Origin of the sequence: Mesorhizobium sp. M0292, from assembly GCF_040321695.1 — a bacterium.
Lineage (GTDB): Bacteria > Pseudomonadota > Alphaproteobacteria > Rhizobiales > Rhizobiaceae > Mesorhizobium.
The window spans coordinates 158,172-182,471 of the sequence record NZ_JAMYSB010000007.1 but is presented as its reverse complement, the minus strand read 5'-3'; the positions used below and the strand labels follow the sequence as shown (position 1 = coordinate 182,471).

Below are 24,300 nucleotides of genomic sequence, written 5' to 3'. Positions count from 1 at the left end.
AGAAATGTCGCGTCAGGCTTGCGGGCGGGCTTCCGTCGGGATGACCGACGGCGGCAGGATTTCCGGCTCCAGCGGCTTTTGCTCCTGCGGCAGTTTGAGCAGGATTTTCAACAGCCGTGAAATCGTCTCGCGCAGTTCCAGCCGCGACACCACCATATCGACCATGCCGTGCTCCATCAGATATTCGGAGCGCTGGAAACCGTCCGGCAGTTTCTCCCGGATGGTCTGCTCGATGACGCGCGGGCCGGCAAAGCCGATCAGCGCGCCGGGCTCGGCAATGTGGACGTCTCCCAGCATGGCGTAGGAGGCGGTAACGCCGCCGGTGGTCGGGTTGGTCAAGACGACGATGTATGGCAGGCCGGCTTCCTTCAGCCGGTCGACGCCGATCGTGGTGCGCGGTAACTGCATCAGGGACAGAATGCCTTCCTGCATGCGCGCGCCACCGGAGGCGGCAAACAGGATCAGCGGCCGCTTGCGCTGCAAGGCGACCTCGAAACCGTGCACAATGGCGTCACCCGCGGCCATGCCGAGCGAGCCGCCCATGAAGGCGAAATCCTGCACCGTCACCACAACCGGCAGGCCTTTGACCGTGCCCAGCGCGTTGATGATGGCGTCTTCCAGGCCGGTCTTGGCCTTGGCGTCCTTCAGCCGGTCCGTGTAGCGCTTCTCGTCGCGGAACTTGAGCGGGTCCTGCATGACCTTGGGGTTCTCAAGCTGCTCGTATTTGCCGTCGTCGAGGAAGAATTTCAGCCGTTCCTTGGCCGAAATCTTCATGTGATGGCCCGATGACGGGATGACGAACTGGTTGGATTCCAGGTCCTTGTGAAACACCATCTCGCCGGTCTCGGGATCCTTGATCCAGAGATTCTCGGGCATGTCGGTGCGCCGACCGAGCATCGAATTGATCCTCGGGCGAACGTAATTGGTGATCCAGTTCATCGCTTCGGCTCCTGTCCTGACGAAGAGTTGGCTCGTGCATGTCGCCCAAAAGTGGGAACCGGTTTTGGGATAACGACTTGCACAAGGCCTAAGTAGGGAAACTATTCGGCAGCAGCAAGGCGGGCCGAACGCACGCCCTGAGACAGTCCGCTGACCAGGGTGGCGACGGCCTCGGCCGGGTCGGCGGTCTTCTCGCCCTTCGGTCCCAACACATTGGCGACCGCGTTGACGATCGCGGTGCCGACGACGACGCCATCGGCATTGGCGCCGATAATGCGCGCCTGCTCGGCGGTCTTGACGCCGAAGCCGACGCAGACCGGCAGATTGGTGTGGCCCTTGATGCGCTTGACCGCGGCGGCAACCTTGCCGGTGTCGGCCAAAGCCGAGCCGGTGATGCCGGTCATCGACACGTAATAGACGAAGCCCGACGTATTCTGCAGCACCTTGGGCAGGCGCTTGTCGTCGGTGGTCGGCGTTGCCAAGCGGATGAAGTTGATGCCGGCCTTCAGCGCCGGAATGCAGAGTTCTTCGTCCATCTCCGGTGGCAGGTCGACGACGATCAGCCCGTCAATGCCGCTGGCGATGGCGTCCTTGAGGAAGCGATCGACACCGTAGATGTAGATCGGGTTGTAGTAGCCCATCAGCACGATCGGCGTTTCATTGTCGGTGGCGCGGAAATCAGCCGCCGTCTTCAGCGTCTTGACCAGGGTCTGGCCACCTTTCAGCGCCCGCAGGCCAGCGGCCTGGATCGCCGGTCCATCGGCCATCGGATCGGAAAACGGCATGCCCATTTCAATGATGTCGGCGCCGGCCTTGGGCAGCGCCTTCATGATCGACAAAGCGGTGTCATAGTCGGGGTCGCCGCTCATGAAATAGGTGACGAGCGCCGGGCGGCCCTCGGCTTTCAGTTTTGCCATGCGGCGGTCGATGCGGGTCACCATGATCAGATCTCCATGCCCAGCATCGAGGCCACTGTGTGCACATCCTTGTCGCCGCGTCCCGACAGGTTGACGATGACGATCTGGTCCTTGTCCATATCAGGCACGATCTTCACCGCATGCGCGATGGCGTGGGCGGATTCCAGCGCCGGGATGATGCCTTCGACGCGCGTCGTCAGCTTGAAGGCTTCCAGCGCCTCGTCGTCGAGGATCGGCACATATTCGACGCGGCCGGAATCGCGCAGCCAGGAATGTTCGGGGCCGACGCCGGGATAGTCGAGGCCGGCTGAGATCGAATGGCCGTCGAGGATCTGGCCGTCGGCGTTCTGCAAGAGATAGGTGCGGTTGCCGTGCAGCACGCCGGGCGCGCCGGCATTCATCGAGGCGCAATGCTCGATGCCGTCAAGGCCGCGGCCGCCGGCTTCGATGCCGATGATGCGGACTTCTTTGTCATCCAGGAACGGATGGAACAGGCCGATGGCGTTCGAGCCGCCGCCGACAGCCGCGATGATGGTGTCGGGTAGCCGGCCTTCCTGTTCGAGGATCTGGGCGCGCGCCTCGATGCCGATCACCGACTGGAAGTCGCGCACCAGCTCCGGATAGGGATGCGGGCCGGCGGCAGTGCCGATCAGGTAATAAGTGTCCTCGACATTGGTGACCCAGTCGCGCAACGCTTCGTTCATGGCGTCCTTCAGCGTGCCGTGACCGGCGGTCACCGGCCGCACTTCGGCGCCGAGCAGCTTCATGCGGAAGACGTTGGGGCTTTGGCGGGCGACATCGGTGGCGCCCATATAAACGACGCAGGGAAAGCCGAAGCGCGCCGCGACCGTGGCCGCGGCAACGCCGTGCTGACCAGCGCCCGTCTCGGCGATGATGCGCTTCTTGCCCATGCGCTTGGCCAGCAGGATCTGGCCGAGGCAGTTGTTGATCTTGTGCGAACCGGTGTGGTTCAAATCCTCGCGCTTGAAGTAGACTTTGGCGCCGCCCCCGAGGCCCTTCGCCGAGGAAACCTCACGAAGGTGTTTTGTGAGCCCTTCGGCGAAATACAGCTTTGATGGCCGACCGGCATAATGGGTCGACAGGTCGGTCAGTTCGGCCTTGAAGTCCGGATCGTTCTTGACCTCGTTCCAGTGCCGTTCGAGGTCGAGGATCAGCGGCATCAGCGTCTCGGCCACGAAGCGGCCCCCGAAGATGCCGAACATGCCCTGTTCGTCGGGTCCCGTGCGGAAGGAATTGGGTGTCGCCGGCTTGTTCATCGCCGATCTCCTGGTCTTGGTTCTGAGCATGTCTTATCGGAAAACCGGTTCCCACTTCTCCGGAACATGCTCGGGTTCGAAAGAAGTGCCTCAGGCAGCGCGGTCGTCGCGCGCGGCCCTGACGGCCCGGAAGAACTGCTCGATCAGCGCCGGATCCTTGACGCCCGGGCCGCTTTCCACCCCCGACGAAATGTCTATCGCGGGCGGATTGGCTGATATCAGGGCGTCGCCGATATTGGCGGCGTTGAGCCCACCGGAAAGCATGTAATCGAGCCCGGCGTCAAGGCCGGCCAGGATGCGCCAGTCAAAGGCGACGCCATTGCCGCCCGGAAGTTGCGAGCCCTTTGGTGGCTTGGCATCGAACATGAAGCGATCGGCAACGCCGATGAACGGCTTTAGCCGCTCGAGATCGGCTACCTCACTGACGGAGAACACCTTCATGACAGGCAGGCCGTAGCGAGCTTTCACCTCGGCCACCCGCTCGGGCGTCTCCGTGCCGTGCAACTGCAGCATGTCGGGGCGCATCTTTGCGACGATCTCATCCAGGAACGCGTCATCGGCATCGACCGTCACGGCGACCGCCCTGGCCTTGCCGATTGCCGCCTCGCGCAGGCGGCCGGCTGCCGCAGGCTCGACATAGCGCGGGCTTTTAGCAAAGAAGATGAAGCCGACATGGCTGGCGCCGCCGGCCAGGGCCGCGGCCATTGCCTCATCGGTCTTCAATCCACAGATCTTGATATCGAGCGCCATGGCGCGGGGCTTGGCACGAAACCGGCCAAGAGTCGAGAAAAAGCATGCTGTTTGCCGGCAACGCCAAAGGCGCTACCTATTGATGGGAGAAGCAAGGCGGAGCAGACGAATGGCCGACCAGAGCATAGCCGAACTCAGGCAGAAGATCGCGCAAGCGCGCGACGTCATCGCCCATCTGATGCAAAAGGCCGCCTTCGACGGGGCGGAAGCGCACCGGGTCCTGGATTATTTCGGCAGCGATGCGTTCGAGCAGAATTTCCTGCCATGGCCGCGCCATGGCGACGAAGGGCTGCGGCCTGAAGAGCTTAATGCGGCCAATGATGATTGAGCGCGCCGCCGGCGAAGGCTAATCGAACACAATCGCCTGCAATGCCCCACCATTCCGCTTCAGCCAGTCCTTGCAGCGGTCGGTGTCGGGGCAGAGCTGCTCGCACAGTTTCCAGAATTTCGGGCCGTGGTTCATCTCCTTGAGATGCGCCACCTCATGCGCGACCAAGTAGTTTATCACCGGCGTCGGCGCCATCATGATGCGCCATGAGAAGGACAAATTGCCGTCGGAAGTGCAGGAGCCCCAGCGGCTCGACGTGTCCTTGAAGCGGATAGCCTTGGCGCGCTTGCCGATGGCCTCGGTATGCTTGACCACCAGCTTCTCGATGTCCTTCTTGGCCTCGCGCCTGAGGAAATCGGCGATGCGGCGCGGCAAATGTATGCGCTCGCCATGGACGATCAGCAGCGGACCGCGCTCGTCGCGCGACACGGTGACGGTGCCGCGTTTCGACGGTTCGTGGACGATGCGATGCGCGACGCCGCGTATCGGGATCTTGATGCCGGGGCGCACTTGCGGCCGTGTCGGTACCTTGGCCAGACGCTGCTCCAGCCAGCCCTGATGGCGGTGAAGGAATTTCTCCACCTCGCCGCGGCGCAGGCCCGGCGGCACGGTGATGCGCAGCCCCTGGCCGCCCGAATCGATGCGCAGCGTCAGCCGCCGTGCGCGGGCGCTCTCGACGATCCTGAGCGGCAGTGTGCGGCCGGCAACGACGTGCTCTCGCTCTTCGACAGGCGAGGGTTTTGGTTTGGTCAGGTTGCGGAAAAAGCCGAAGGACATGGCTGAACGATACGCGATTCGAGGAAAACGACCAGAACAAAAAAGAAACGGCGCCGCTCGCGCGACGCCGTCCATCATGCCAAGGCCTGTCTTAGAGCGCCGCGCGTCTCTGACGCGCAAAGGACGCTGTAGCACTCTAATTCGGCGCATGAACCTTTCCGAAAATCGGTTTCGATTTTCGGGGTCATGCGCGCAGCCTCAGTCGTCAAGCAGGTTCGGGCCCTTGCGCTTGGGCGTCGCGGGCTTGGCCGTTTCGGCCGAGCCTGTCTTCGCAGGCGCTGTCGACTTGTTGCGGTTGGCCATGAAGCGGTCGAACTCGTCCTGGTCCTTGGCGCGGCGCAATTCGCGGGCGTACTCGTCGAACTCGCTCAGCATCTCGTCGAGCTTGCGACGCTCTTCGGCGAGGCGTTCGAGTTCCTTCTCGCGCCAGTCGTCGAAAGCGACATTGCCGGTGCGGGCCGAACCGTGGCCCCAGCGCGCGGCCTTGTCGGAACCGCGGCGGCAGCCGGCGAAGATGCCGTCCGTGGCGCGGTTGACGTCGCGCTTGAAGCCGTCAAGCCGGTCGCCCCAGATGATGTAGACGAGCATGGCGAAGCCAAGCGGCCAGAACACCATGAAGCCGATCACCATCAACGCGATGGTCGCCGGCGTCCAGGCCGGGCGGATCAATGCGGATGTGTTCATTTTCTCCCATTCCTTCGGTTGGAGACAGCCAAGAGCGGCTGCGTGGATTCGAAATGGGATGAGAAAAACGGCGATTCAAGACAACGCCCGCCAAAACCGGACAACAGCCTGAAATGATTATCGCTTTTTGAGCGCTTCGAGGAAAAGCACAAGGAGGCCGGCGACCAGGCCCCAGAAGGCGGCGCCAACGCCGAACAAAGTCAGCCCCGACGCGGTGACAACGAAGGTGACAGTAGCCGCCATGCGCTGGTCCTCGTCCTTGAGCGCGATCGACAGCGCGTTGGCGAGCGATCCCATCAGCGCCAGGCCGGCGACCAGAACGATCAGGCTCTGCGGCAGCACTGCGAAGATCGCCACCAGCGAGGCGCCGAAAACCGCGAAAATCAGATAGGCAAGTGCATAGAAGGGTCCGGTCTTCCAGCGCTCGGCCGGGTCGGGATGGACGTCCGGCCCGGTGCAGATCGCCGCAGAGATCGCGGCCAGATTGGTGGTCGAGCCGCCAAACGGCGCCGACAGCAGCGAGAACAGGCCGGTGACGCCGATCAGCGGGCCGGGTTCGGGGTGATAGCCGGCGGCGCGCAAGACGGCGAGACCCGACAGGTTCTGCGACGCCATGGTGACGAGGTAGAGCGGCAGCGCCAGGCCGATGACAGCTGCGGCGCTGAAATGCGGGGCAATCAGCGTCAGCGTCGACAGTTCCGGCGCCGGCAGTCCGCCGACACGGCCTGTCAGGAATGCGGCGATGCCGCCGCCGATCAGCACCGCCAGCACCGACAGCGCCGGGTTGAACAGGCGAATGACGAAGAAGGCCGCGATCAGCGGCAGGATCAGCCAGGGGTCGACCGGAATGGTCTTGACGGCATTGAGCGCGAAGGTGACGACGATGCCCGCCAGCATGCCGGACGCGACTGACGCCGGTATCCTTGATATCAGCTGGGTCAGCGGCTTGAACAGGCCGGTGGCGATCAACATCAAGCTGGTGACGATGAAGGCGCCGACCGCATCAGCCATGGTAAACCCGCTCGATGCCGCCATCAGCGCCAGGCCCGGTGTCGACCAGGCGGTGATGATGGGTATTTTCGTGCGCCAGGACAGCCACAAGCATTCGATCGCCATCGCCACGCACACTGCCGTCACCCAGCTCGCGGTCTCGGCTTGCGTGGCGCCAACCGCCTTGGCGGCGGCAATGACGACGGCCAGCGTGCCGCCGAAGCCGACGATTGCCGCGACAAAGGCGGATATCGGGATGGAAATGCGCATTCTCGCCTACCCCGCCCGCTGAACCATGTCGCCCACCGCCCTCAGCAGCATGTCGAGATCCTGCGGCCGCGACAGGCGGTGGTCGCCGTCGGGAATGAGCGACAAGGTGACGTCGTCGGCCGGCAGCAGCGAGACCAGCTTCAGCGCATGGCTTGCCGGCACGTCGGCGTCGGCCAGACCCTGCAGGATGTGGACGGGGCAATGGGTATCGATCGGCCCGGTCATGACCCGGTTCGCCCTGCCGTCCTCGATCAGCGCGCTTGTGTAGATGTAAGGCTCGGCGGAATAGTCCGAAGGTTCTTCGAAAAAGCCTTTCTCCCGGAGGTCGCGCCTCTGTTCCTCCGTCAGAGCCGGCTCGACCAGCTCGGCGGTGAAATCCGGCGCCGGCGCGAGCAGCACCAGGCCAACCACATTGCTGTCGCCCGTCTTACGCAGCTCCTGCACCATGCGCAGCGCGATCCAGGCGCCCATCGACGAGCCGACCAGGATTTGCTTGCCCTCGGTGAAATGCCGGAAGGCGGCGAGGCTCTCGCCAAGCCATTTCGAAATGGTACCGTCGGCAAAGGCGCCGCCGGATTCGCCATGGCCGGAATAGTCGTGGCGCAGATATGCGCGGCCTTCCCTGGCCGCCCAATCCGACAGCGTCTGCGCCTTCGTGCCCAGCATGTCGGATTTGTAGCCGCCGAGCCAGACGACGCCGGGCGTTGCGCCCGAGGAATGGCGAACCGCGATATCGATGCCGTCGACATCCAGCAGGGTTAGGGCGGTCGCGGTCATGGCTGTGGATCAATCCTGGTTCTGGGGGCCTGATTGTGGGAGCCTGATTTTTACTCGCCGGTCTTTTGACACAGGCACAGGCGAGGCGGAAAGTGCTCGCGACATCCTTTGTTTGGTGCAGGCCTGCGATCAGGGTGATTTTCTGTCAGCGCTGTGCTATTGACTCCGCCCGCGCGCTCACCACATTGGCGCGTCCTGAACATTTCTAGATTGAAACCCTGAACGAAACGGCCAAGGAGACCACGACCATTCGCAGACCTTTCAAAGCAGCGGCGCCCACCAAAGATGGCCCGCGCTCCAACCGTGATATCCGGGTTCCCCGGGTCCAGCTGATCGACGCCGATGGCCAGAACCGCGGCGATATTTCCATCAACGACGCATTGCTGCTCGCCGAAGAGGCAGGGCTCGATCTGGTCGAGATCTCGCCCAATGCGGTGCCGCCTGTCGTCAAAATTCTCGATCTCGGCAAATTGAAATACGCCAACCAGAAGAAGGCGGCCGAGGCGCGCAAGAACCAGAAGGTCATCGAGATCAAGGAGATCAAGATGCGCCCGAACATCGACAGCCATGACTACGAAACCAAGATGAAGGCCGTGCGGCGCTTCTTCGAGGAAGGTGACAAGGTCAAGCTGACGCTGCGCTTCCGCGGCCGCGAGATGGCGCATATGGAACTCGGCATGCAGCTCCTGAACAAGGTGCGCGAGGAGACGGCTACCATCGCCAAGGTCGAAGCCGAGCCGAAGCTGGAAGGCCGCCAGATGATGATGGTGCTGGCCCCGCGCTAGATCAGTTCGGGCGTTGCGCTCTAAATCCGCCTGAATCCTGTCTCATGGCGTCCCGGCGATCGGCGGGACGCCGATTCTCCTGTCCAGACGCCGCGATCGCCGGCAAAGCTTCTCGACGATCGGATTCCCGACATGGCCAATGAAATCAACCCTGCGCCCATCAAGGAGCTGGGCGGCTACCAGCACATGCGCCGGATGGTGCTTGCGGTGCTGGTGGTGGTGCTGTTTGCGGCACTGCTGTTCGGCCAGTCGACCTTCCCGCCCGATACCCCGGTGCATGAAACGATCGAGATGGTCGGCGTGCTGCTGATCTTCCTTGGCGTCGTCGGCCGCTTGTGGTCGACACTCTATATCGGGGGGCGCAAATCCTCCGAAGTGGTCACCGGCGGACCCTATTCGATCACCCGCAATCCTCTCTACGTGTTCTCGACCGTTGCCGCCGCCGGCGTCGGGGCGCAGATCGGCTCGTTCTCCGGCATCGTCCTGTTTGCGCTTTTGTGCGCCGGCGCCTTCCACATCGTCATCCTGCGCGAGGAACGGTATCTCAAGGAGGTTCTCGGCGCGCCCTACACAGCCTATCTGGCGCGGGTGCCGCGTTTCTTCCCCAAGCTGTCGCTCTACCAGGAAGGCGACACCGGCAGCTTCAAGCCGCGCCTCTTGCTGACCACCTTGCTCGACGGGCTGGTGTTTCTGGTGGCGTTGCCGGTGTTCGAGACCATCGATGGCGCCCAGCAATCGGGCATTCTGCCGGTGCTGTTCAGGCTGCCCTGATCGCGGACAGAGCGTCGCAGCCGCTCGGGTGTTGCGCGCCAGCCCGCTTTGAAGTATAGGACCGCCGTTCCAAGAAAACCGCCCGGCAGGGCATGCCGTGGCGGTTTCATTTGCTTTTCGGGCTTTTGGTCCGCCCGAAGCGAACAAGAAGCGCGATTGTGCGCCACCAATACGGAGTAGCAAAATGCCCAAGATGAAGACCAAATCGGCCGCCAAGAAGCGGTTCAAGATCACAGGTACGGGTAAAGTCCTGTCGGCTGCGGCCGGCAAGCGTCACGGCATGATCAAGCGTTCCAACAAGTTCATTCGAAATGCCCGCGGCACGATGGTTCTGGCTGAACCGGATGGCAAGAAGGTCATCAAGAATTTTCTGCCGAACGGCCTCTGAGCATTCGGTTTCAGGAACAGCGTTTAAGGAGATCATGACATGGCACGCGTAAAAAGAGGCGTCACCTCGCACGCCAAGCACAAGAAGGTCCTGAAAGCCGCGAAAGGCTTCTACGGCCGCCGCAAGAACACCATTCGCATCGCCAAGCAGGCGGTCGAAAAGTCGATGCAGTATGCGTATCGCGACCGCAAGAACCGCAAGCGCTCGTTCCGCGCGCTGTGGATCCAGCGCATCAACGCCGCGACGCACGAGCATGGCCTGACCTATGGCCGCTTCATCGACGGCCTCAACAAGTCCGGTATCGAGATCGATCGCAAGATCCTGTCCGACATGGCCATCCATGAACCGCAGGCGTTCGCCGCACTCGTGGCCAAGGCCAAGGTCGCGCTCGAATATCTGAAGAACACCACCCCGAATGCTTTTGAAAGCGCTGTCGCCTAGAGCATGATGCCAAAAAGTTGCTGACTTTTTGGACAACATCATGCTCAGGGAAATTTAGCGAGGAGCGCGATCTTTCCGAAAAGTCTGCAACTTTTCGGGATCGGGCTCCGAGCCCAGCGCTTCCCAGCATTCGCAATTCTGATTGGGGAACCCGCGCTGGCACGGCTGGCGCGGGTTTTTCTTATGGCTGAACTTTCAACTTGAAAGTGACTTTCACCTCAAAGTTGACTCCCAACACAGCGAGTTTGACCGTGAACGACATAGCTACCGGCTTGGATACTCTCGAAAACTCCCTGATGGCCGACGTCGCGTCGGCCGCCGATGAGGCTGCTATCGAAGCCGTGCGCGTCGCGGCTCTCGGCAAAAAGGGGTCGATCTCGGAATTGCTGAAGACACTGGGCGCGATGAGCGCCGAGGAGCGCCAGGTCAAGGGCCCCGCGATCAACGGCCTGAAGAACCGCGTCACCGAAGCGCTGACGACACGCAAGGTCGAGCTGAAGGATGTGGCGGTCACGGCGCGCCTTGCCGCCGAGACGGTCGACGTGACGCTGCCGGTGCGGCAATCGCCGGCCGAGCGCGGCCGCATCCATCCGATCAGCCAGGTCATCGACGAGATCGCGGCGATCTTCGGCGATCTCGGCTTTGCCATCGCAGAAGGTCCCGATGTCGAGAGCGACTATTACAATTTCACCGCGCTGAATTTCCCCGAAGGGCATCCGGCGCGCGAGATGCACGATACCTTCTTTTTCCAGCCGGACGAAAAGGGCGAGCGCAAGCTGTTGCGCACGCACACCTCGCCGGTACAGATCCGCACCATGGAGAAGCAGAAGCCGCCGATCCGCATCGTCATTCCCGGCAAGACCTACCGGCAGGATTCCGACGCTACCCACTCGCCGATGTTCCATCAGGTCGAGGGGCTGGTGATCGACAAATCGGCCAATGTCGCCAACATGAAGTGGGTGCTGGAAGAATTCTGCAAGGCTTTCTTCGAGGTGCCGCAGGTCAAGATGCGCTTCCGGCCGTCCTTTTTCCCGTTCACCGAGCCCAGCCTCGAGGTCGACATCCAGTGCGACCGCTCGCGGCCCGGCGAAGTGCGATTCGGCGAAGGCTCCGACTGGATGGAGATCCTCGGCTGCGGCATGGTCCACCCCAATGTGCTGCGCGCCGGCGGGCTCGATCCCGACGAATATCAGGGCTTTGCCTGGGGCATGGGCATCGACCGCATCGCCATGCTGAAATACGGCATGCCGGACCTGCGCGCCTTCTTCGACGCCGATGTGCGCTGGCTGTCGCATTACGGTTTCAGGCCGCTCGACATGCCGACGCTGTTCGGAGGTCTTTCCGCATGACGGCGCCGCACACGGGTGGCTGCCGCTGCGGCGCGGTACGGTTCGAGGCATCAGTCGAACCGCACCATATCAGCTATTGCCATTGCGGCGATTGCCGGCGCGCCAGCGGCGCGCCGGTGTCGGCCTTTGTCGGCTTCCTGACCGAGCAGGTGGCTTTCACCGGCAAGGCGCTGAAGATGTACGAGAACGGGCCGGTGACGCGCTCGTTCTGCGGCATTTGCGGCTCGCCTATCGCCTATGTCGACGAGCGGCTGGAAGACCACATCTATTTCATGCTGGGCGCCATGGACATGCCGGCCTATTTCCGGCCGACGCACCATGCCTATGTGCGCGAGCAGCTGCCCTTCGTGCATATGCCCGACGACTTGCCGCGCCATTTGAAGACAAGCGTACCCAGACCCGATGGACAAGGTCCGGGCGGGTACAGACAAAACGGAACATAGTGATGAAACTCACCCTTTCCTGGCTCAAGGATCATCTCGACACCGACGCCACGCTCGACGAGATCGTCGAGAGGCTGACCTCGATCGGCCTCGAAGTTGAGCATGTCGACGACAAGGCCGGCCTGAAGCCGTTCGTCATCGCCAAGGTGCTGACGGCGGTGCAGCATCCCGACGCCGACCGGCTGCGGGTGCTGACCGTCGACACCGGCAATGGCGCAGCCCCTGTCCAGGTGGTGTGCGGTGCGCCGAATGCCCGCGCCGGCTTGATCGGCGCCTTCGCCGCGCCCGGCGCCTATGTGCCCGGTATCGACGTGACGCTGACCGTCGGCAAGATCCGGGGCGTCGAGAGCCATGGCATGATGTGTTCCGAGCGCGAGCTGGAGCTGTCGGATGAGCACAATGGCATTATCGACCTGCCGGCCGATGCGCCTGTCGGCACCAGCTTCGCGGCTTACGCGCATCTCGACGATCCGGTGATCGAGATCAATCTGACGCCGAACCGGCCGGATGCGACCAGCATTTACGGCGTCGCCCGGGACCTGGCGGCAAGCGGGCTTGGCCGGCTCAAGACCGCGCCGGTCGAAGCGGTCCTTGGCAAAGGTGAAACGCCGGTCAAGGTGACCATCGAGGCGCCGGAGCTCTGCCCCGGTTTCGCGCTGCGCCTGGTGAAAGGCGTGAAGAACGGGCCGTCGCCGAAATGGCTGCAGCAAAGGCTGATCGCCATCGGCTTGCGCCCGATCAGCGCGCTGGTCGACATCACCAACTACGTCACCTTCGACCGTGGCCGGCCGCTGCATGTGTTCGATGCCAAGAAGGTCGCCGGCAATCTCGTCGTGCGCCGCGCACGCGACGGCGAGAAGGTGCTGGCGCTTGACGGGCGCGAATACACGCTGACGCCGCAGATGTGCGTGATCGCCGACGACAATGGCGTCGAATCGATCGCCGGTGTCATGGGCGGCGAGCATTCCGGCTGCGACGAGAACACCACGGACGTGCTGATCGAATCCGCTCTTTGGGATCCGATCACCACGGCCCGCACCGGCCGTACGCTCGGCATCATCACCGATGCCCGTTACCGTTTCGAGCGTGGCGTCGACCCGGAATTCATTGTGCCCGGCGTCGAGCTGGCGACAAAGCTGGTGCTGGAGTTCTGCGGCGGAGAGCCGACCGAGACGGAGGTGGTCGGCTATGCCGGCTACAAGCCGAAGATCGTTTCCTTCCCGATCTCGGAAGTGAAGCGGCTGACCGGCATCGAGGTGCCGAAGGCGGAAAGCCTCGACATCCTGACCCGCCTCGGCTTCAAGCCGTCAGGCTCGGGCGACGTCGTCGATGTCGCTGTGCCGTCCTGGCGTCCTGACGTCGACGGCAAGGCCGACCTGGTCGAGGAAGTGATGCGCATCCACGGCGTCGACAACATCGCGCCGCAGCCGCTCGGCGCGCATGACGCGGTCAACTCCAAGATACTGACGACGCTGCAGGTTCGCACCCGCACTGCCAAGCGCTCGCTCGCCGTGCGGGGCATGCTGGAGGTTCTCACCTGGTCGTTCATCCCGGCCAAACACGCCGAACTGTTCGGCGGCGGCCAGACGGCGCTGAAGCTCGCTAATCCGATTGCAGCCGACATGTCCGATATGCGGCCCTCGTTGTTGCCCGGCCTGATCGTCGCCGCGCAGCGCAATGCCGACAAGGGCATCGGCGATGTCGCGCTGTTCGAGGTCTCCGGTACCTATGAGGGCGACGGCCCCGACCAGCAGCGGCGCGTTGCCGCCGGTGTGCGCCGCGGCACCGCCAAGCTCGACGGTTCCGGCCGCAGTTGGGCCGGCAATTCCGGTCCGGTCGGCGTGTTCGACGCCAAAGCCGACGCGATTGCAGCGCTGGAAGCCTGCGGCGCGCCGGTCGACAGGCTGCAGATCGAGCCAGGCGGTCCGGCCTGGTATCATCCCGGCCGCTCCGGCACGATCAAGCTCGGCCCGAAGACAGTGCTCGGCACCTTCGGCGAGTTCCACCCGAAGACGCTGGAGGGGTTGGACGTTTCCGGACCGATCTGCGGTTTCGAGGTCTATATCGACGCCGTGCCCGAGCCGAAGGCCAAGCCGACGAAAACCAAGCCAAAGCTGGAGCTGTCCGCCTTCCAGGCGGTGAAGCGCGACTTTGCTTTCGTCGTCGACAAGACGGTGGAGGCCGGCGCGCTGGTGCGCGCGGCGCTCGCCGCCGACAAGAAGCTGGTCACCGGCGTTTCGGTGTTCGATGTGTTCGAGGGGGCATCTCTCGGGACCGCCAAGAAGTCGATTGCCATCGAAGTATCTATCCAGCCGGTTGAAAAGACGCTCACCGACGAGGATTTCGAGGCGCTTGCCAAGCGCATCGTCGACAATGTTGGCAAGCAAACGGGCGGCATGCTGAGAACGTAGAGCGGCTAACGCCGCCCTACGTATTTCGACTTCACGCAATTCTTAGGGAAAGCGCGTCTTAGGGAAAGCGCGGCGCGCTTTCCCAGTAAAACCGCTACACACTTTTCCTGGAATTGCTTCTGAGGATTGCCGGCAGTTGCGAATCGCTCTCCAAAGGGCGATGGACCATCTGCGCTATTCCGGTCTGCCGTTCGAAGCCCAGCGCGAAGCGTTTCTCGCCATGGTGTTGGCGGATGCGCTCGTCAGCGACGCGCTGGAGCGGGCCCGCACGCTGGCGTTGCCGGACTGGCTGGTGGTGTCCGGCGCTCTACAACAGCGTCTGGAACCACCTGACCGGCAAGGCGCCGGGCTACGGCATCAAGGATGTCGATCTCTTCTACTTCGATGACAGCGACCTGTCCTACGAGGCCGAGGACGCGGTCATCCGTCGAGCCGCGCAGCATTTCGAGGGGCTGGCTCTGCCGGCCGAGGTGCGCAACCAGGCACGGGTGCATCTGTGGTATCCGCAGAAATTCGGCCAGCCCTGCCCGCGCTATACGAGTTCCAGCGAGTCGGTGAGCTATTTTGCTTCGAAGACGCATGCGGTCGGGGTGCGATACGATGCCCATGGGCAGCTTGAGGTCGTGGCGCCGTTCGGGCTGGATGACCTCTTCGCGTTTCGCATCACGCCCAACCGGCTGATGGATAACAGGCGCACGCATGAGGCCAAGGGGGCGAGGGCGAAGGCGTGCTGGCCGGAGATTACGGTGGTGCCGTGGTGAGACTTACCCTCCCCGTTGTGGGGAGGGTCGGCTCGCTGTCGCAGCGAGGCGGAGACAGAGAGACGGGGTGGGGGTGCGCCTCACGAGGACCCCCACCCCGATCCGCTTCGCGGATCGACCCTCCCCACAAGGGGGAGGGTAAAGGCACTCACCCATTCACCAGCGCCAACAGCTCCTCCGTATAGCGCTTGCCAACCACCTTGTCCGGCGACAGCGCATCGCCGATCGCCGCGACCTCAGCCGCGCTCAGCTCGATCCCGACCGCCGCCGTGTTCTGCTCGAGATGGCGTATCTTTCTTGCGCCGGGGATCGGCACGATGAAGTCGCCCTGGTGCAGCACCCAGGCCAGCGCCAGCTGGGCCGAGGTGACGCCTTTTTCCACCGCCAGCTTTTCCAGCGTCGCAACGACCTTGGTATTAGCGGCCATGGCGTCGGCCTGGAAACGCGGCAAGGTCCGGCGCCAGTCGTCGTCGCTGAGGGCCTCGGGCTTGGCGATGGTGCCGGTGAGCAGGCCGCGACCGAGCGGGCTGTAGGGGACGAAGCCGATGCCGAGTTCGCGGCAGACATCGAACACTTCGTCTTCGGGGTCGCGGCTCCAGAGCGAATATTCACTCTGCACGGCAGCGATCGGATGCACGGCGTGCGCCCGGCGGATGGTGGTGGCACTGACCTCCGACAGGCCCAGCGCCCGCACCTTGCCGTCGCGCACCAGTTCCGCCATGGCGCCGACCGTGTCCTCTATCGGCACGCCGGGATCGACGCGGTGCTGGTAGTAGAGGTCGATGACATCGGTATCGAGCCGTTTCAGCGAGGCTTCCGCCACTGCCTTGACGTGCTCCGGGCGGCTATCGACGCCAACCATACGTTCGAGGCCTGAGCCTTCCTCGGAAATCTTGAAGCCGAATTTGGTGGCGATCGTCACCCTGTCGCGCACCGGCTTCAACGCCTTGCCGAGAAGGATCTCGTTCTCAAAGGGACCATAGACTTCGGCGGTGTCGAAAAACGTCACGCCGATCTCGACAGCGCGGCGCAGCGTGGCGATTGCGTCCGCCTCGGCCTGACCGCCATAGGCGAAGCTCATGCCCATGCAGCCGAGGCCGACGGGGAAGACTTCGAGTTCAGTACCAAGTTTGCGGGTTTTCATGGCGCGTCTCCTTGTTGCGATGAAAGAGAGATAGCGCTTGGCTTTACGTTCGATAATTGGCTGTCATTCGCACGGGCTGTTCTATAAAATAGAGCAATGAACCGAGCGCATCTTTCTCAACTCGCTGTACTGGCAACAGTCGCCCAATGCGGCAGTTTTCGTGGCGCGGCGCGCGAACTGGCCATAGCGCCCTCGGCAGTGAGCCATGCCGTGTCCAGCCTGGAGGCGCGGCTCGGCGTGCGGCTTTTGGCGCGCAGCACCCGCAGCGTAGCGCCAACGGAAGAGGGCGCGCAGTTGCTCGAACGGCTGCGGCCGGCGCTGTCCGAGATCGATCTGGCGCTGGAAACGGCGATCGAGGCGCGCGACCGGCCGGCCGGGAACCTGCGGCTGACCGTGCCGCGCACCGCGGCCCACCTGGCATTGACGCCCAGGCTCGGCGGCTTTGCCGCGGCCTATCCTGACATCGTGCTGGAAATCGTCATCGAGGATCGCTTCACCGACGTCGTCGAAGGCGGCTTCGATGCCGGCGTGCGGCTCGGTGAGAGCCTGCAGCGCGACATGATCGCGGTGCGCATCGGACCGGACCTTCGCGGCGCCGTGGTCGGCGCGCCATGCTATTTCGCGACCATGCCAAGACCCCGCCATCCGCGCGATCTTGCCGACCACCGCTGCATCCGCTTCCGTTTTTCCAGCGGCATTCTTTACCGCTGGGAATTCGAGAAGGATGGCGAAGAGATCGAGATCGCGGCGCAAGGGCCGCTGATCCTCGACGAAGACCATCTGATCGCCCAGGCGGCGGTCGACGGCGCTGGGCTCGCCTTCGTCTTCGACGATTATGTGCGCGCGCCGCTCGCCGACGGTCGCTTGATCCGCGTGCTGGAAGACTGGTGTCCGCCCTTCGACGGTTTCTTCGTCTACTACCCCAGCCGCCGCCAGATGCGCCCGGCGCTGCGGGCGTTTGTGGATTTCTTCAAGGTCGGTGCTTAGCCACCTCCCCCTTGTGGGGAGGGTCGATCCGCGTAGCGGATCGGGGTGGGATCTTCGTAGGGCGCTACCCCCCACCCCGTCGCTTCGCGCCGACCCTCCCCACAAGGGGGAGGGTGGAAGAAAGCCCAGCTGCCATTCGTTCACCAACCATGCCGGCATTCATCACCAACAACTCAACCCGCTACGGCTGGGCGGCGATCGTCCTCCACTGGCTGATCGGCATCCTGTTCATCGGCCAGTTCATGCTCGGCTTCATCATGGTGCGGTTGACCAGCCAGCGCACCGCCTTCGAGCTGATCCAGCTGCACAAATCCTTCGGCTTCCTGCTGCTCGGCCTCCTCATCCTGCGCATTGCCTGGCGGCTCGGCAATGCGGCCCCGGCCTTGCCGGCCTCGGTCGGAGGGCTGGAGCGTCGGACGGCGCCGCTGGCGCATCTGGCACTTTATGGCTTCCAGCTCGCGGTGCCGCTGTCCGGCTGGGCACTGGTTTCGGTGTCGATGCTGGAGATCCCCAGCATGCCGTTCAACCTTTTCGTGATGCCGAACCTGCCGCTCGGCGTGTCCGATGCGGCGGAAAACTTCTGGGCGGTAGCACACTGGTATCTCGCCTATGCCGGCATTGCCTTGGTCGCGCTGCATGCGCTGGCGGCGCTGCGGCATCATTTCTGGCTGCGCGACAGCGTGCTCACGCGCATGATCACGCCTTCGTCAGATCAGGACATGGAATAGGGCGCGCCGCGCATTCGTTCATTGGGGTGAGGGCGCAACACTTCGCTTGCCCCAGAAGGACAAAACCCATGTATGCGCGCATCTTCGGATTGGCGGCTGTTGCCGCTTGCCTTGCCATGCCTGTCTCCGCCGCTGTGGACCTCGGCGACGCCGCCGGCAGCTACACGGTCAACCCGGCCAGCTCCAGCATTCGCTTCTCCATCGGCAAGGTCGGTGGCGGCGGCCTCGACGGCGCCTTTGGCCGCTTCAAGGGCTCTATCCGCATCGACAACAGCGATGTCGGCCGTTCCGCGGTCAACTTCACCATCTATCCCGAAAGCGTCGGCACCGGCCAGGGCCGCATCGACGCCTTCCTGCGCTCCGATGCGGTGTTCGACGTGGCCAACAGCCCCGAAATCCAGTTCCGCTCGACCAGCGTAACCCGAACCAGCGACACCACGGCGCTGGTCAGCGGCCGGCTGACGGCGCGCGGCAAGACGTTTGCGGAAAAGTTCACTGCCGAGCTCGGCGGGCTGAAGGGTGGCGTCATTAAATTCCACGTCACCGGCAAGGTGCTGCGCTCCCGCTACGGCATGGATGTCGGCACGCCGATCTATTCGAATATTGTCGATTTCGACATGACGCTGACGGGCAAGCGAGGCTAGCAGGACCAGCGATCCGCATTGGCTTTTCCCGCAATTTCGGGCAAACCTCTTCGCCTGTAAATCGATAGGAGAAGCCTGATGTTCCGATGGGGTGTTTTGTCGACAGCCAAGATCGGCCGCGAGCAATTGTTGCCGGCAATCGTCGAGGCCGAGAATGGCGTTTTGTCCGCGATCGCCAGCCGCGACCTGTCGAAGGCCGAGGCCCTGGGCGAGCGGTTCGGCGCCAGGCATGCCTTTGGTTCGTATGAGGAGCTGCTCGCTTCGAAAGACGTCGACGGCGTCTACATCCCGCTGCCGACCTCGCAGCATGTCGAATGGACGGCCAAGGCCATCGAAGCGGGAAAACATGTGCTGGTGGAGAAGCCGCTGGCGCTCGACGCCAAGGACATCGCGCCGCTGATCAAGCTGCGCGACAGCAAGAAGGTGCTGGTCTGCGAGGCCTTCATGGTCATCTACCACCCGCAATGGATCAAGGTGCGCGATCTCATCGCCGATGGCGCCATCGGCCGGCTGCGCCATGTGCAGGGCGCCTTCTCCTATTACAATGTCGATCCCACCAACATGCGCAACCAGCTCGATCTCGGCGGCGGCGCGCTGCCTGATATCGGCGTCTATCCGACGGTGTCGACGCGGTTTTCGAGCGGCAAGGAGCCGCTGCGCGTGCAGGCGACGATCGAGCGCGACAAGAAATTCGGCACCGACATCTATTCCTCGATCCGCGCCGATTTCGGCGATTTCGAACTGTCCTTCTATCTGTCGACGCAGATGGCGGCGCGGCAGGTGATGGTGTTCCACGGCGAGAAGGGTTTCATCGAGGTGTTCTCGCCGTTCAATGCCGGGCTCTACGACCATCACCGCATCGAATTGCACAACCAGAACCACACCGAGGCGCAGGTGTTCCGCTTTCCCGGCACGCAACAGTACCGGCGCGAGGTCGAGACGTTTGCCAGGGCGGCACAGGGCGGCAAGGAGCGTATCTTCACGCTGGAGGAGTCCGTACTCAACCAGAAGGTCATCGACGCCATCTTCCGCGCCGGTGCCAAGGAAGGCTGGGAGGCCGTCTGATACACCAATCTTAGCCGGTAATTTCATGGGAGAAGGGCATTGTGCATGCGGACGCTCCTTTCCTATTGGACTGACGATCTCACGCGCCTCTGAGCGTCAGGTGCAAGGTCTCGGCGAAGCGATCGGGATAGGGCGCAAAGCCCATATGGTCGCCGGGGAAGGCGGCGCGCTTGCTGCCGAGCCTGTCGGCCAGCGCCTTGCCCATGCCGTCGATCGGCTGGCCGATGGACTCTTCGCCGATGCCGACCACGACCGGGCGGCCGCGCAGCGCCTCGATATCAGGACGGTAGAGCGACAGCGGCATGACGCCATGCGCCAGCCAGTATTCGAAATTGCCGCTGACCCTGGCAAAGGTCTCGGCCTCCTCGGGCGACGGTTCGAACGAAGGCGGTCCGTCCTGCGGCCCGGCTTCATCCTGACCCGGCCCTTCCGACAGGCTGTTCTCGCTGAAGAATTTCTGCATCGCCGCCTCGACACCCTGGCTGCGATAGGTGTCGTGCAGGTCGCGCATGCCGGCCAGTGACGGCGACGGGTCGTGGAGCAGCATCATGCTGGGCGGCTCATGCGCCACCAGTGCACGAACCCGGCCGGGATGGCGGGCGGCGAGGTTGAGCCCGATCTGGGCGCCGCCGCTGGTGCCGAACACATAGGCCGGTCCGGCGCCAAGCGCCTCGATCAATCGCGCGGCATCGTCGCCATGGACATCGAGGTCCTGCTCTTGCGGCTCTCCGTCGAAGGTGCTGCGCGAATTGCCGCGCGGATCATAGGCGACCACCGTGTAGCGGTCGGCGAGGTGGCCCGCGACATCGGCGAAGACGCCGGCGTCCTGCGGTCCGCCGGGGATTATCAACAGTACGGGGCCGGAACCGCGCATCTCATAATAGAGGCTGGCGCCCGGTACTTTCAGCGTCGACGTTTGGGGGGTCATGTCCATCTCTCCTGTTGTTCTCATGTCAAAGTTCGGCTTTGCGCCGGGTCCGATCATTTGCTGGCGACAACCATGCGGTTGCCCTCGCTGTCGCGGAATTCGGCGACCGTGCGGCCCGGCTGCCAAGGCGCTTCCTGCGGCTCGGTGATGATTTCGACGCCGCGCGCCTTCAGGCCCGCGACCGTTGCCTCGACATCGCCATCAACGAGCACCAGCACGGGCTCAGTGCCCGGCGTGTCATCGGGGCGTTTGACGAAATGCAAATTGGTGACGGCGCCGGGAAATGTCAGCTCGATCCAGCGCCAGCCGCTGTCGCCCATCAGCTGGTCCTCCGCCACCTGGCAAGCAAGATGTCCGGTGTAGAAGGCCTTGGCGCGGTCCTGGTCGAACACCGGCAATTCGGCAAACTGGATGTGCATGATGGGTCTCTCCTGCTCCTGGACGGCTGCCGCGCAGCCGTCGACGGGAAAGACGATCCGGACGATCGAAAAGATTCGCCGGGCGACGAATCTTTTCGAGGCCGCGAAACGTCTTCTCTGTGCAGAGTTGAAAAACAGGAGACGACAATGGGCTGCAATCTCATCCGCTACGGCGTGAAGGACGAAAGCATCGCCGAGAACCGTATGCTGGTTGCACAGGTGTTCGACGCACTCGACGACACGAAGCCGCAATCTGTGCGCTACCTCGTCCTGGAACTGGAGAATGGCGAGTTCATCCATCTTGTCAGCCAGGATGGCGACGGCCTGACCGGGCTCACAGCCTTCAAGGCCTTCAGCGCCGATCATGCCGGACGCCGCTCGACGCCGCTTGCCAGATCGCCGGCAAAGATCGTCGGCAATTATCGTATGCTGGCCGGCGAGGTCGTGCCTGCTTGAATGCAAAGACCGGCATTTTTGGGAACGGACAGGATGAACACAGCGAAACTCGACCGCGTTGCCCTGGAGGCGATGCTCGGCTCCTTGCGACCGAAGCTGCACCGCTACTGCGCCCGCATGGCCGGCTCGGTGATCGATGGCGAGGACATCGTCCAGGAGACACTGATCAAGGCACTGCAGGCCATCGACGGCGACGCCGCCGTCGAGCGTCCGGAGCAATGGCTGTTCCGCATAGCCCACAATGCCGCGCAAGATCATCTGCGCCGGCGCCAGCGGGAGCAGGCGCGCATGAGCGAGACCGATATGACGACGATCGAAGACCCTTCCGCAAGCGCCGATGCGAGGCTCGCCACCGCCGCCAGCCTGCGAAGCTTCATGCAGCTGGCAACAGTGCAGCGCAGCGCCGTGATCCTTGTCGACGTGCTTGGCCTCAGCCTGCACGAAACCTGCGAAGTGTCCGGCGCGACGCTGGCCGCGACCAAGGCAGCGCTACATCGCGGGCGGTCGCAGCTGCGCATGCTGGCGTCACAGGACGAGCAGGCGCCTGCCCTAAAACTCGACGCCGGTGACGAGCGGCGCCTGCGCCGCTATGTCGACCTGTTCAACGCGCGCGACTTCGACGCCGTGCGCGCGTTGATCGCCGAGGATATCCAGCTTGAAGTCGTCAACCGCACCCGCATGCGCGGCAAAGCGCAGGTTTCCAACTATTTCGGCAATTACGACCGTGTCCAGGATTGGGCGCTGTCGCTCGGCTTCGTCGACGGCAGGCCGGCCATCCTGATCCGCAACCCGCAAGCGGGAGATGACGCCGTGCGCGGCTTCATGCTGGTCGACTGGCAGGATGGAAAGGTCAGCCATATCCGCGATTTCCGCTACGCGCCCTATTGCCTTGCCGATGCGGACATCCGCTTCATCGACGGGTAAGCATCGGCCAGAGAGCGCAGGCTTCGCGCCTCAGGCGAAGCTTTGCAAATTGGCGTCCTGCAGCTTGGAGCCGGCGAGCAAGGTCTCGAGCACCTGCTTCTTGAGCGACAGGCACTGCGAGCGGGCAAGCTTTGCGATGGCCGAGACCTCGGCCAGCTCGCAGGCAAGCACCAACTCCTTCTGCTGGCCGATGATCGCTTGCGTGAAGTCGCGCGATTTGAAGCCGAGATGGAGGACACGCTCCGACTGGTCGAGCGTTTGGTCGAGCAGGCGAACTAGGCGCAGATTGCCGGAGAGTTCGGCCAGGGCCAGGCGAAAGGCGCGGTCGGCCGCCAGAAAGGCGACATGGCTGCGCAGCGTCTCCGGCTTCAGCACCTTCTGCGCCGCCAGCCTGATGTCGTCGAGCCCGCGTTCGGTGAGGTTTGCCGCGGCCACCCGGAACACTTCCGGTTCGATCAGGCTGCGGACGTCGAAGATCTCGTTGACGTCGCGCAGGCTAAGCGGTGCGATGACATAGCCGCGGCGCGGCTCGCTCTTGATCAGCCCTTCCTGCGTCAGGCGGGCCAAAGCCGAGCGGATCGTCGCCTTTCTGATCTGGTAGCGGTCGCCGATCTGCTTTTCGGTCAGGCTTTCGCCGGGTTGCAGGACGCAGGCGACGATGTCGCTCTTCAGCTGCTCATAAGCTTCCTCGCTGCGCAATATGTCGGCGGTCGACGGCGCCTTGACGGCGGACGGTGACACTGATTTCGGAGGAGCCATATCTGCCTGCCCGTGTGGTCTGCCCGCGTGGTCTGCCCGCGTAGTCTGCTTGCCCGTTCGACCATCCGGTTGACGGGTCTGCCGGCATTCGCTAGCCTGAGCATCTCAGTTGTATTGGTTGAGCTTCCCAATGGAGATGACGACAAATGTCTCTTGCCGCCAACTCGCCTCTCTACGCCGTAACCTCCGGTATCGTCAACGCAGCCAAAGGTGCTCATGCCTTCGAACGGGTCAAGGCGGTGCTGCGCGAACACACCGATCGCTTCCATGCATCAGGCGTGCTCGCGCATGAGGAAGACGACGATGAGGTGCTGCTGCATGCCAGCCCTGACTTGACCATCTACCACATCACGCTGTCGCCCGGCCTGCAGTACCCGCCGCACAACCATCTGATGGATGCGCTGATCGGCATCTACAAGGGCAGCGAGACCAACTTCATCTATCCCGTCGACGGCAGCGAGATCGATGCGCCGGAGCGCCACGACATCGCGGCGCCCGCGGTGGTGCACATGACCCCTGATACTGTGCACGCGGTGGCCAACACCGGCAGCGCCCGCTCGGGCGCACTGCATGTCTATCTCGGCAATCTGACGGAGACCCACCGCCACATGTGGAGCCCGGACAGCACCCACGCCGAGCCGTTCGACAATGAGCGGTATCTGGCTGGGGCGAGGCCGATTGGGCCCTGACCGGGAAAGCGGAAGAAAAGTGAGCCTGCTGAGCGGCGGCGCGAGCGAGCGTTCTGCGTCGCCGCGCCCAGATAGCAGTCCCCGCGTACCGGCCATTTCAAGAACATCGCAGCGAGTTTATAGCGCAGTCAGGCTGACGACTGGGGTAATAAATGAAGAAGCCCGGAATAGGCGGCGTCCAGTTCTCCAGCACTCGGATGAGGCGGTGCTCAGCAACATGCTCTTCATATGCGAGCCCAGGACCGGCTAGCGGATCGCAGGAAATCACAGTTTCGGCGGGAATGGCGCGCCCGAAGAGATTCGAACTCCTGACCCCCAGATTCGTAGTCTGGTGCTCTATCCAGCTGAGCTACGGGCGCGCAACAGGCCATGCTTTACATAGCCCCGCTAACCGATCCTGACGACCGGCCGCGACAAGACGTGTTCCCTAGCGACTGAATTTCCGAAAAGCAAGCCAATCCGGCAAAAGTTTTGTCGCAGCTGCTTTCGACGGTGCCGA

General features: G+C 63.3%; 27 protein-coding genes, 1 tRNA gene and 2 pseudogenes. 16 read left to right on the top strand and 14 right to left on the bottom strand.

Features of this window, described 5'->3' with window-relative positions; translation table 11 throughout:
- Positions 1 to 12 precede the first annotated feature (12 nt).
- The 4 genes from accD to NKI96_RS13985 all read right to left on the bottom strand — a co-directional run bounded on the left by accD (position 13) and on the right by NKI96_RS13985 (position 3,883).
- Complete coding sequence (gene accD / locus NKI96_RS14000; RefSeq protein ID WP_023672292.1) at positions 13 to 939, bottom strand: acetyl-CoA carboxylase, carboxyltransferase subunit beta; 927 nt, start codon at positions 937 to 939, stop codon at positions 13 to 15.
- 101 nt (positions 940 to 1,040) lie between these two features.
- On the bottom strand, positions 1,041 to 1,880 hold the full coding sequence (gene trpA, locus NKI96_RS13995; protein ID WP_023693067.1) for a tryptophan synthase subunit alpha: 840 nt from the start codon (positions 1,878 to 1,880) through the stop codon (positions 1,041 to 1,043).
- 2 nt (positions 1,881 to 1,882) lie between these two features.
- Entirely contained in the window at positions 1,883 to 3,133 is a 1,251-nt protein-coding gene (gene trpB / locus NKI96_RS13990; protein ID WP_023681393.1) for a tryptophan synthase subunit beta, read from the bottom strand.
- A 90-nt stretch (positions 3,134 to 3,223) separates the two neighbouring features.
- A complete protein-coding gene (locus tag NKI96_RS13985) occupies positions 3,224 to 3,883 on the bottom strand; it encodes a phosphoribosylanthranilate isomerase (protein ID WP_023681392.1) in 660 nt (219 codons plus the stop codon).
- Between the two features lie 109 nt (positions 3,884 to 3,992).
- Here NKI96_RS13985 and NKI96_RS13980 point away from each other — a divergent pair, with 109 nt between their 5' ends.
- Positions 3,993 to 4,211 carry a hypothetical protein gene (locus NKI96_RS13980; RefSeq protein WP_023672288.1) on the top strand — a complete coding sequence of 73 codons (219 nt, stop codon included), beginning with the start codon at positions 3,993 to 3,995 and terminating at the stop codon, positions 4,209 to 4,211.
- Positions 4,212 to 4,229: 18 nt separating this feature from the next.
- On the opposite strand, the gene NKI96_RS13975 is transcribed toward NKI96_RS13980, so the two are convergent.
- The 4 genes from NKI96_RS13975 to NKI96_RS13960 all read right to left on the bottom strand — a co-directional run bounded on the left by NKI96_RS13975 (position 4,230) and on the right by NKI96_RS13960 (position 7,709).
- Complete coding sequence (locus tag NKI96_RS13975) at positions 4,230 to 4,988, bottom strand: M48 family metallopeptidase (protein ID WP_023681391.1); 759 nt, start codon at positions 4,986 to 4,988, stop codon at positions 4,230 to 4,232.
- 198 nt (positions 4,989 to 5,186) lie between these two features.
- The gene (locus NKI96_RS13970; protein WP_352804819.1) at positions 5,187 to 5,672 is read right to left on the bottom strand and encodes a DUF2852 domain-containing protein; all 486 of its coding nucleotides are present in this window, start codon (positions 5,670 to 5,672) and stop codon (positions 5,187 to 5,189) included.
- Between the two features lie 117 nt (positions 5,673 to 5,789).
- Complete coding sequence (locus NKI96_RS13965) at positions 5,790 to 6,932, bottom strand: benzoate/H(+) symporter BenE family transporter (protein ID WP_023693063.1); 1,143 nt, start codon at positions 6,930 to 6,932, stop codon at positions 5,790 to 5,792.
- A gap of 6 nt (positions 6,933 to 6,938) precedes the next feature.
- Entirely contained in the window at positions 6,939 to 7,709 is a 771-nt protein-coding gene (locus NKI96_RS13960; protein WP_352741942.1) for an alpha/beta hydrolase, read from the bottom strand.
- Positions 7,710 to 7,957: 248 nt separating this feature from the next.
- Between NKI96_RS13960 and infC the strand changes: the two genes are divergently transcribed.
- The 8 genes and pseudogenes from infC (at position 7,958) to NKI96_RS13920 (ending at position 15,058) form a co-directional block, all read left to right on the top strand.
- A complete protein-coding gene (gene infC / locus NKI96_RS13955) occupies positions 7,958 to 8,494 on the top strand; it encodes a translation initiation factor IF-3 (protein WP_023744911.1) in 537 nt (178 codons plus the stop codon).
- A 132-nt stretch (positions 8,495 to 8,626) separates the two neighbouring features.
- Positions 8,627 to 9,265: a methyltransferase family protein gene (locus tag NKI96_RS13950; protein ID WP_023755491.1), complete on the top strand. Its 639-nt coding sequence runs from the start codon at positions 8,627 to 8,629 to the stop codon at positions 9,263 to 9,265.
- 184 nt (positions 9,266 to 9,449) lie between these two features.
- Positions 9,450 to 9,653 carry a 50S ribosomal protein L35 gene (gene rpmI, locus NKI96_RS13945; protein WP_006201248.1) on the top strand — a complete coding sequence of 68 codons (204 nt, stop codon included), beginning with the start codon at positions 9,450 to 9,452 and terminating at the stop codon, positions 9,651 to 9,653.
- A gap of 39 nt (positions 9,654 to 9,692) precedes the next feature.
- Positions 9,693 to 10,094 (top strand): 50S ribosomal protein L20, encoded by a 402-nt coding sequence (gene rplT / locus NKI96_RS13940; RefSeq protein WP_023672281.1) that lies wholly within the window; start codon positions 9,693 to 9,695, stop codon positions 10,092 to 10,094.
- 296 nt (positions 10,095 to 10,390) lie between these two features.
- Positions 10,391 to 11,443: a phenylalanine--tRNA ligase subunit alpha gene (gene pheS, locus NKI96_RS13935; protein ID WP_032885996.1), complete on the top strand. Its 1,053-nt coding sequence runs from the start codon at positions 10,391 to 10,393 to the stop codon at positions 11,441 to 11,443.
- On the top strand, positions 11,440 to 11,886 hold the full coding sequence (locus tag NKI96_RS13930; RefSeq protein ID WP_023696009.1) for a GFA family protein: 447 nt from the start codon (positions 11,440 to 11,442) through the stop codon (positions 11,884 to 11,886). The genes pheS and NKI96_RS13930 overlap by 4 nt, the downstream gene beginning before the upstream one ends.
- Before the next feature lie 2 nt (positions 11,887 to 11,888).
- Positions 11,889 to 14,297 carry a phenylalanine--tRNA ligase subunit beta gene (pheT, locus tag NKI96_RS13925; RefSeq protein WP_023703775.1) on the top strand — a complete coding sequence of 803 codons (2,409 nt, stop codon included), beginning with the start codon at positions 11,889 to 11,891 and terminating at the stop codon, positions 14,295 to 14,297.
- Between the two features lie 160 nt (positions 14,298 to 14,457).
- Positions 14,458 to 15,058: pseudogene (locus NKI96_RS13920) on the top strand (nucleotidyltransferase family protein).
- A 148-nt stretch (positions 15,059 to 15,206) separates the two neighbouring features.
- Here the strand turns inward: NKI96_RS13920 and NKI96_RS13915 are convergent.
- Positions 15,207 to 16,202: an aldo/keto reductase gene (locus NKI96_RS13915; protein ID WP_352804815.1), complete on the bottom strand. Its 996-nt coding sequence runs from the start codon at positions 16,200 to 16,202 to the stop codon at positions 15,207 to 15,209.
- 96 nt (positions 16,203 to 16,298) lie between these two features.
- On the opposite strand from NKI96_RS13915, the gene NKI96_RS13910 reads away from it, so the two are divergent.
- The 4 genes from NKI96_RS13910 to NKI96_RS13895 all read left to right on the top strand — a co-directional run bounded on the left by NKI96_RS13910 (position 16,299) and on the right by NKI96_RS13895 (position 19,626).
- Positions 16,299 to 17,189 (top strand): LysR family transcriptional regulator, encoded by an 891-nt coding sequence (locus NKI96_RS13910; protein ID WP_023752338.1) that lies wholly within the window; start codon positions 16,299 to 16,301, stop codon positions 17,187 to 17,189.
- Between the two features lie 149 nt (positions 17,190 to 17,338).
- Positions 17,339 to 17,917, top strand: a complete 579-nt coding sequence (locus NKI96_RS13905; RefSeq protein ID WP_023687445.1) for a cytochrome b — start codon at positions 17,339 to 17,341, stop codon at positions 17,915 to 17,917.
- A 68-nt stretch (positions 17,918 to 17,985) separates the two neighbouring features.
- On the top strand, positions 17,986 to 18,561 hold the full coding sequence (locus NKI96_RS13900) for a YceI family protein (protein ID WP_023672273.1): 576 nt from the start codon (positions 17,986 to 17,988) through the stop codon (positions 18,559 to 18,561).
- A gap of 78 nt (positions 18,562 to 18,639) precedes the next feature.
- Positions 18,640 to 19,626, top strand: coding sequence for a Gfo/Idh/MocA family protein (locus NKI96_RS13895; protein ID WP_023819907.1), 987 nt, complete (start codon positions 18,640 to 18,642; stop codon positions 19,624 to 19,626).
- 79 nt (positions 19,627 to 19,705) lie between these two features.
- On the opposite strand, the gene NKI96_RS13890 is transcribed toward NKI96_RS13895, so the two are convergent.
- Entirely contained in the window at positions 19,706 to 20,554 is an 849-nt protein-coding gene (locus NKI96_RS13890; RefSeq protein WP_352789021.1) for an alpha/beta hydrolase, read from the bottom strand.
- 53 nt (positions 20,555 to 20,607) lie between these two features.
- Positions 20,608 to 20,973 (bottom strand): VOC family protein, encoded by a 366-nt coding sequence (locus NKI96_RS13885; RefSeq protein WP_023672270.1) that lies wholly within the window; start codon positions 20,971 to 20,973, stop codon positions 20,608 to 20,610.
- A gap of 147 nt (positions 20,974 to 21,120) precedes the next feature.
- On the opposite strand from NKI96_RS13885, the gene NKI96_RS13880 reads away from it, so the two are divergent.
- Both NKI96_RS13880 and NKI96_RS13875 read left to right on the top strand, forming a co-directional pair.
- A complete protein-coding gene (locus NKI96_RS13880) occupies positions 21,121 to 21,429 on the top strand; it encodes a hypothetical protein (protein ID WP_352443601.1) in 309 nt (102 codons plus the stop codon).
- Positions 21,430 to 21,462: 33 nt separating this feature from the next.
- Positions 21,463 to 22,353, top strand: a complete 891-nt coding sequence (locus tag NKI96_RS13875; protein WP_023693053.1) for a sigma-70 family RNA polymerase sigma factor — start codon at positions 21,463 to 21,465, stop codon at positions 22,351 to 22,353.
- 30 nt (positions 22,354 to 22,383) lie between these two features.
- Here NKI96_RS13875 and NKI96_RS13870 read toward each other — a convergent pair whose 3' ends face one another.
- Positions 22,384 to 23,112 (bottom strand): GntR family transcriptional regulator, encoded by a 729-nt coding sequence (locus tag NKI96_RS13870; protein WP_031198350.1) that lies wholly within the window; start codon positions 23,110 to 23,112, stop codon positions 22,384 to 22,386.
- A 146-nt stretch (positions 23,113 to 23,258) separates the two neighbouring features.
- Here NKI96_RS13870 and NKI96_RS13865 point away from each other — a divergent pair, with 146 nt between their 5' ends.
- Complete coding sequence (locus tag NKI96_RS13865; RefSeq protein WP_023693051.1) at positions 23,259 to 23,801, top strand: autotransporter; 543 nt, start codon at positions 23,259 to 23,261, stop codon at positions 23,799 to 23,801.
- Positions 23,802 to 23,898: 97 nt separating this feature from the next.
- Here NKI96_RS13865 and NKI96_RS13860 read toward each other — a convergent pair.
- Positions 23,899 to 24,051, bottom strand: a pseudogene (locus tag NKI96_RS13860) (LysR family transcriptional regulator); the annotation flags it as partial.
- 32 nt (positions 24,052 to 24,083) lie between these two features.
- A tRNA-Arg gene (locus tag NKI96_RS13855) sits at positions 24,084 to 24,160 on the bottom strand.
- Between the last annotated feature and the right edge of the window lie 140 nt (positions 24,161 to 24,300).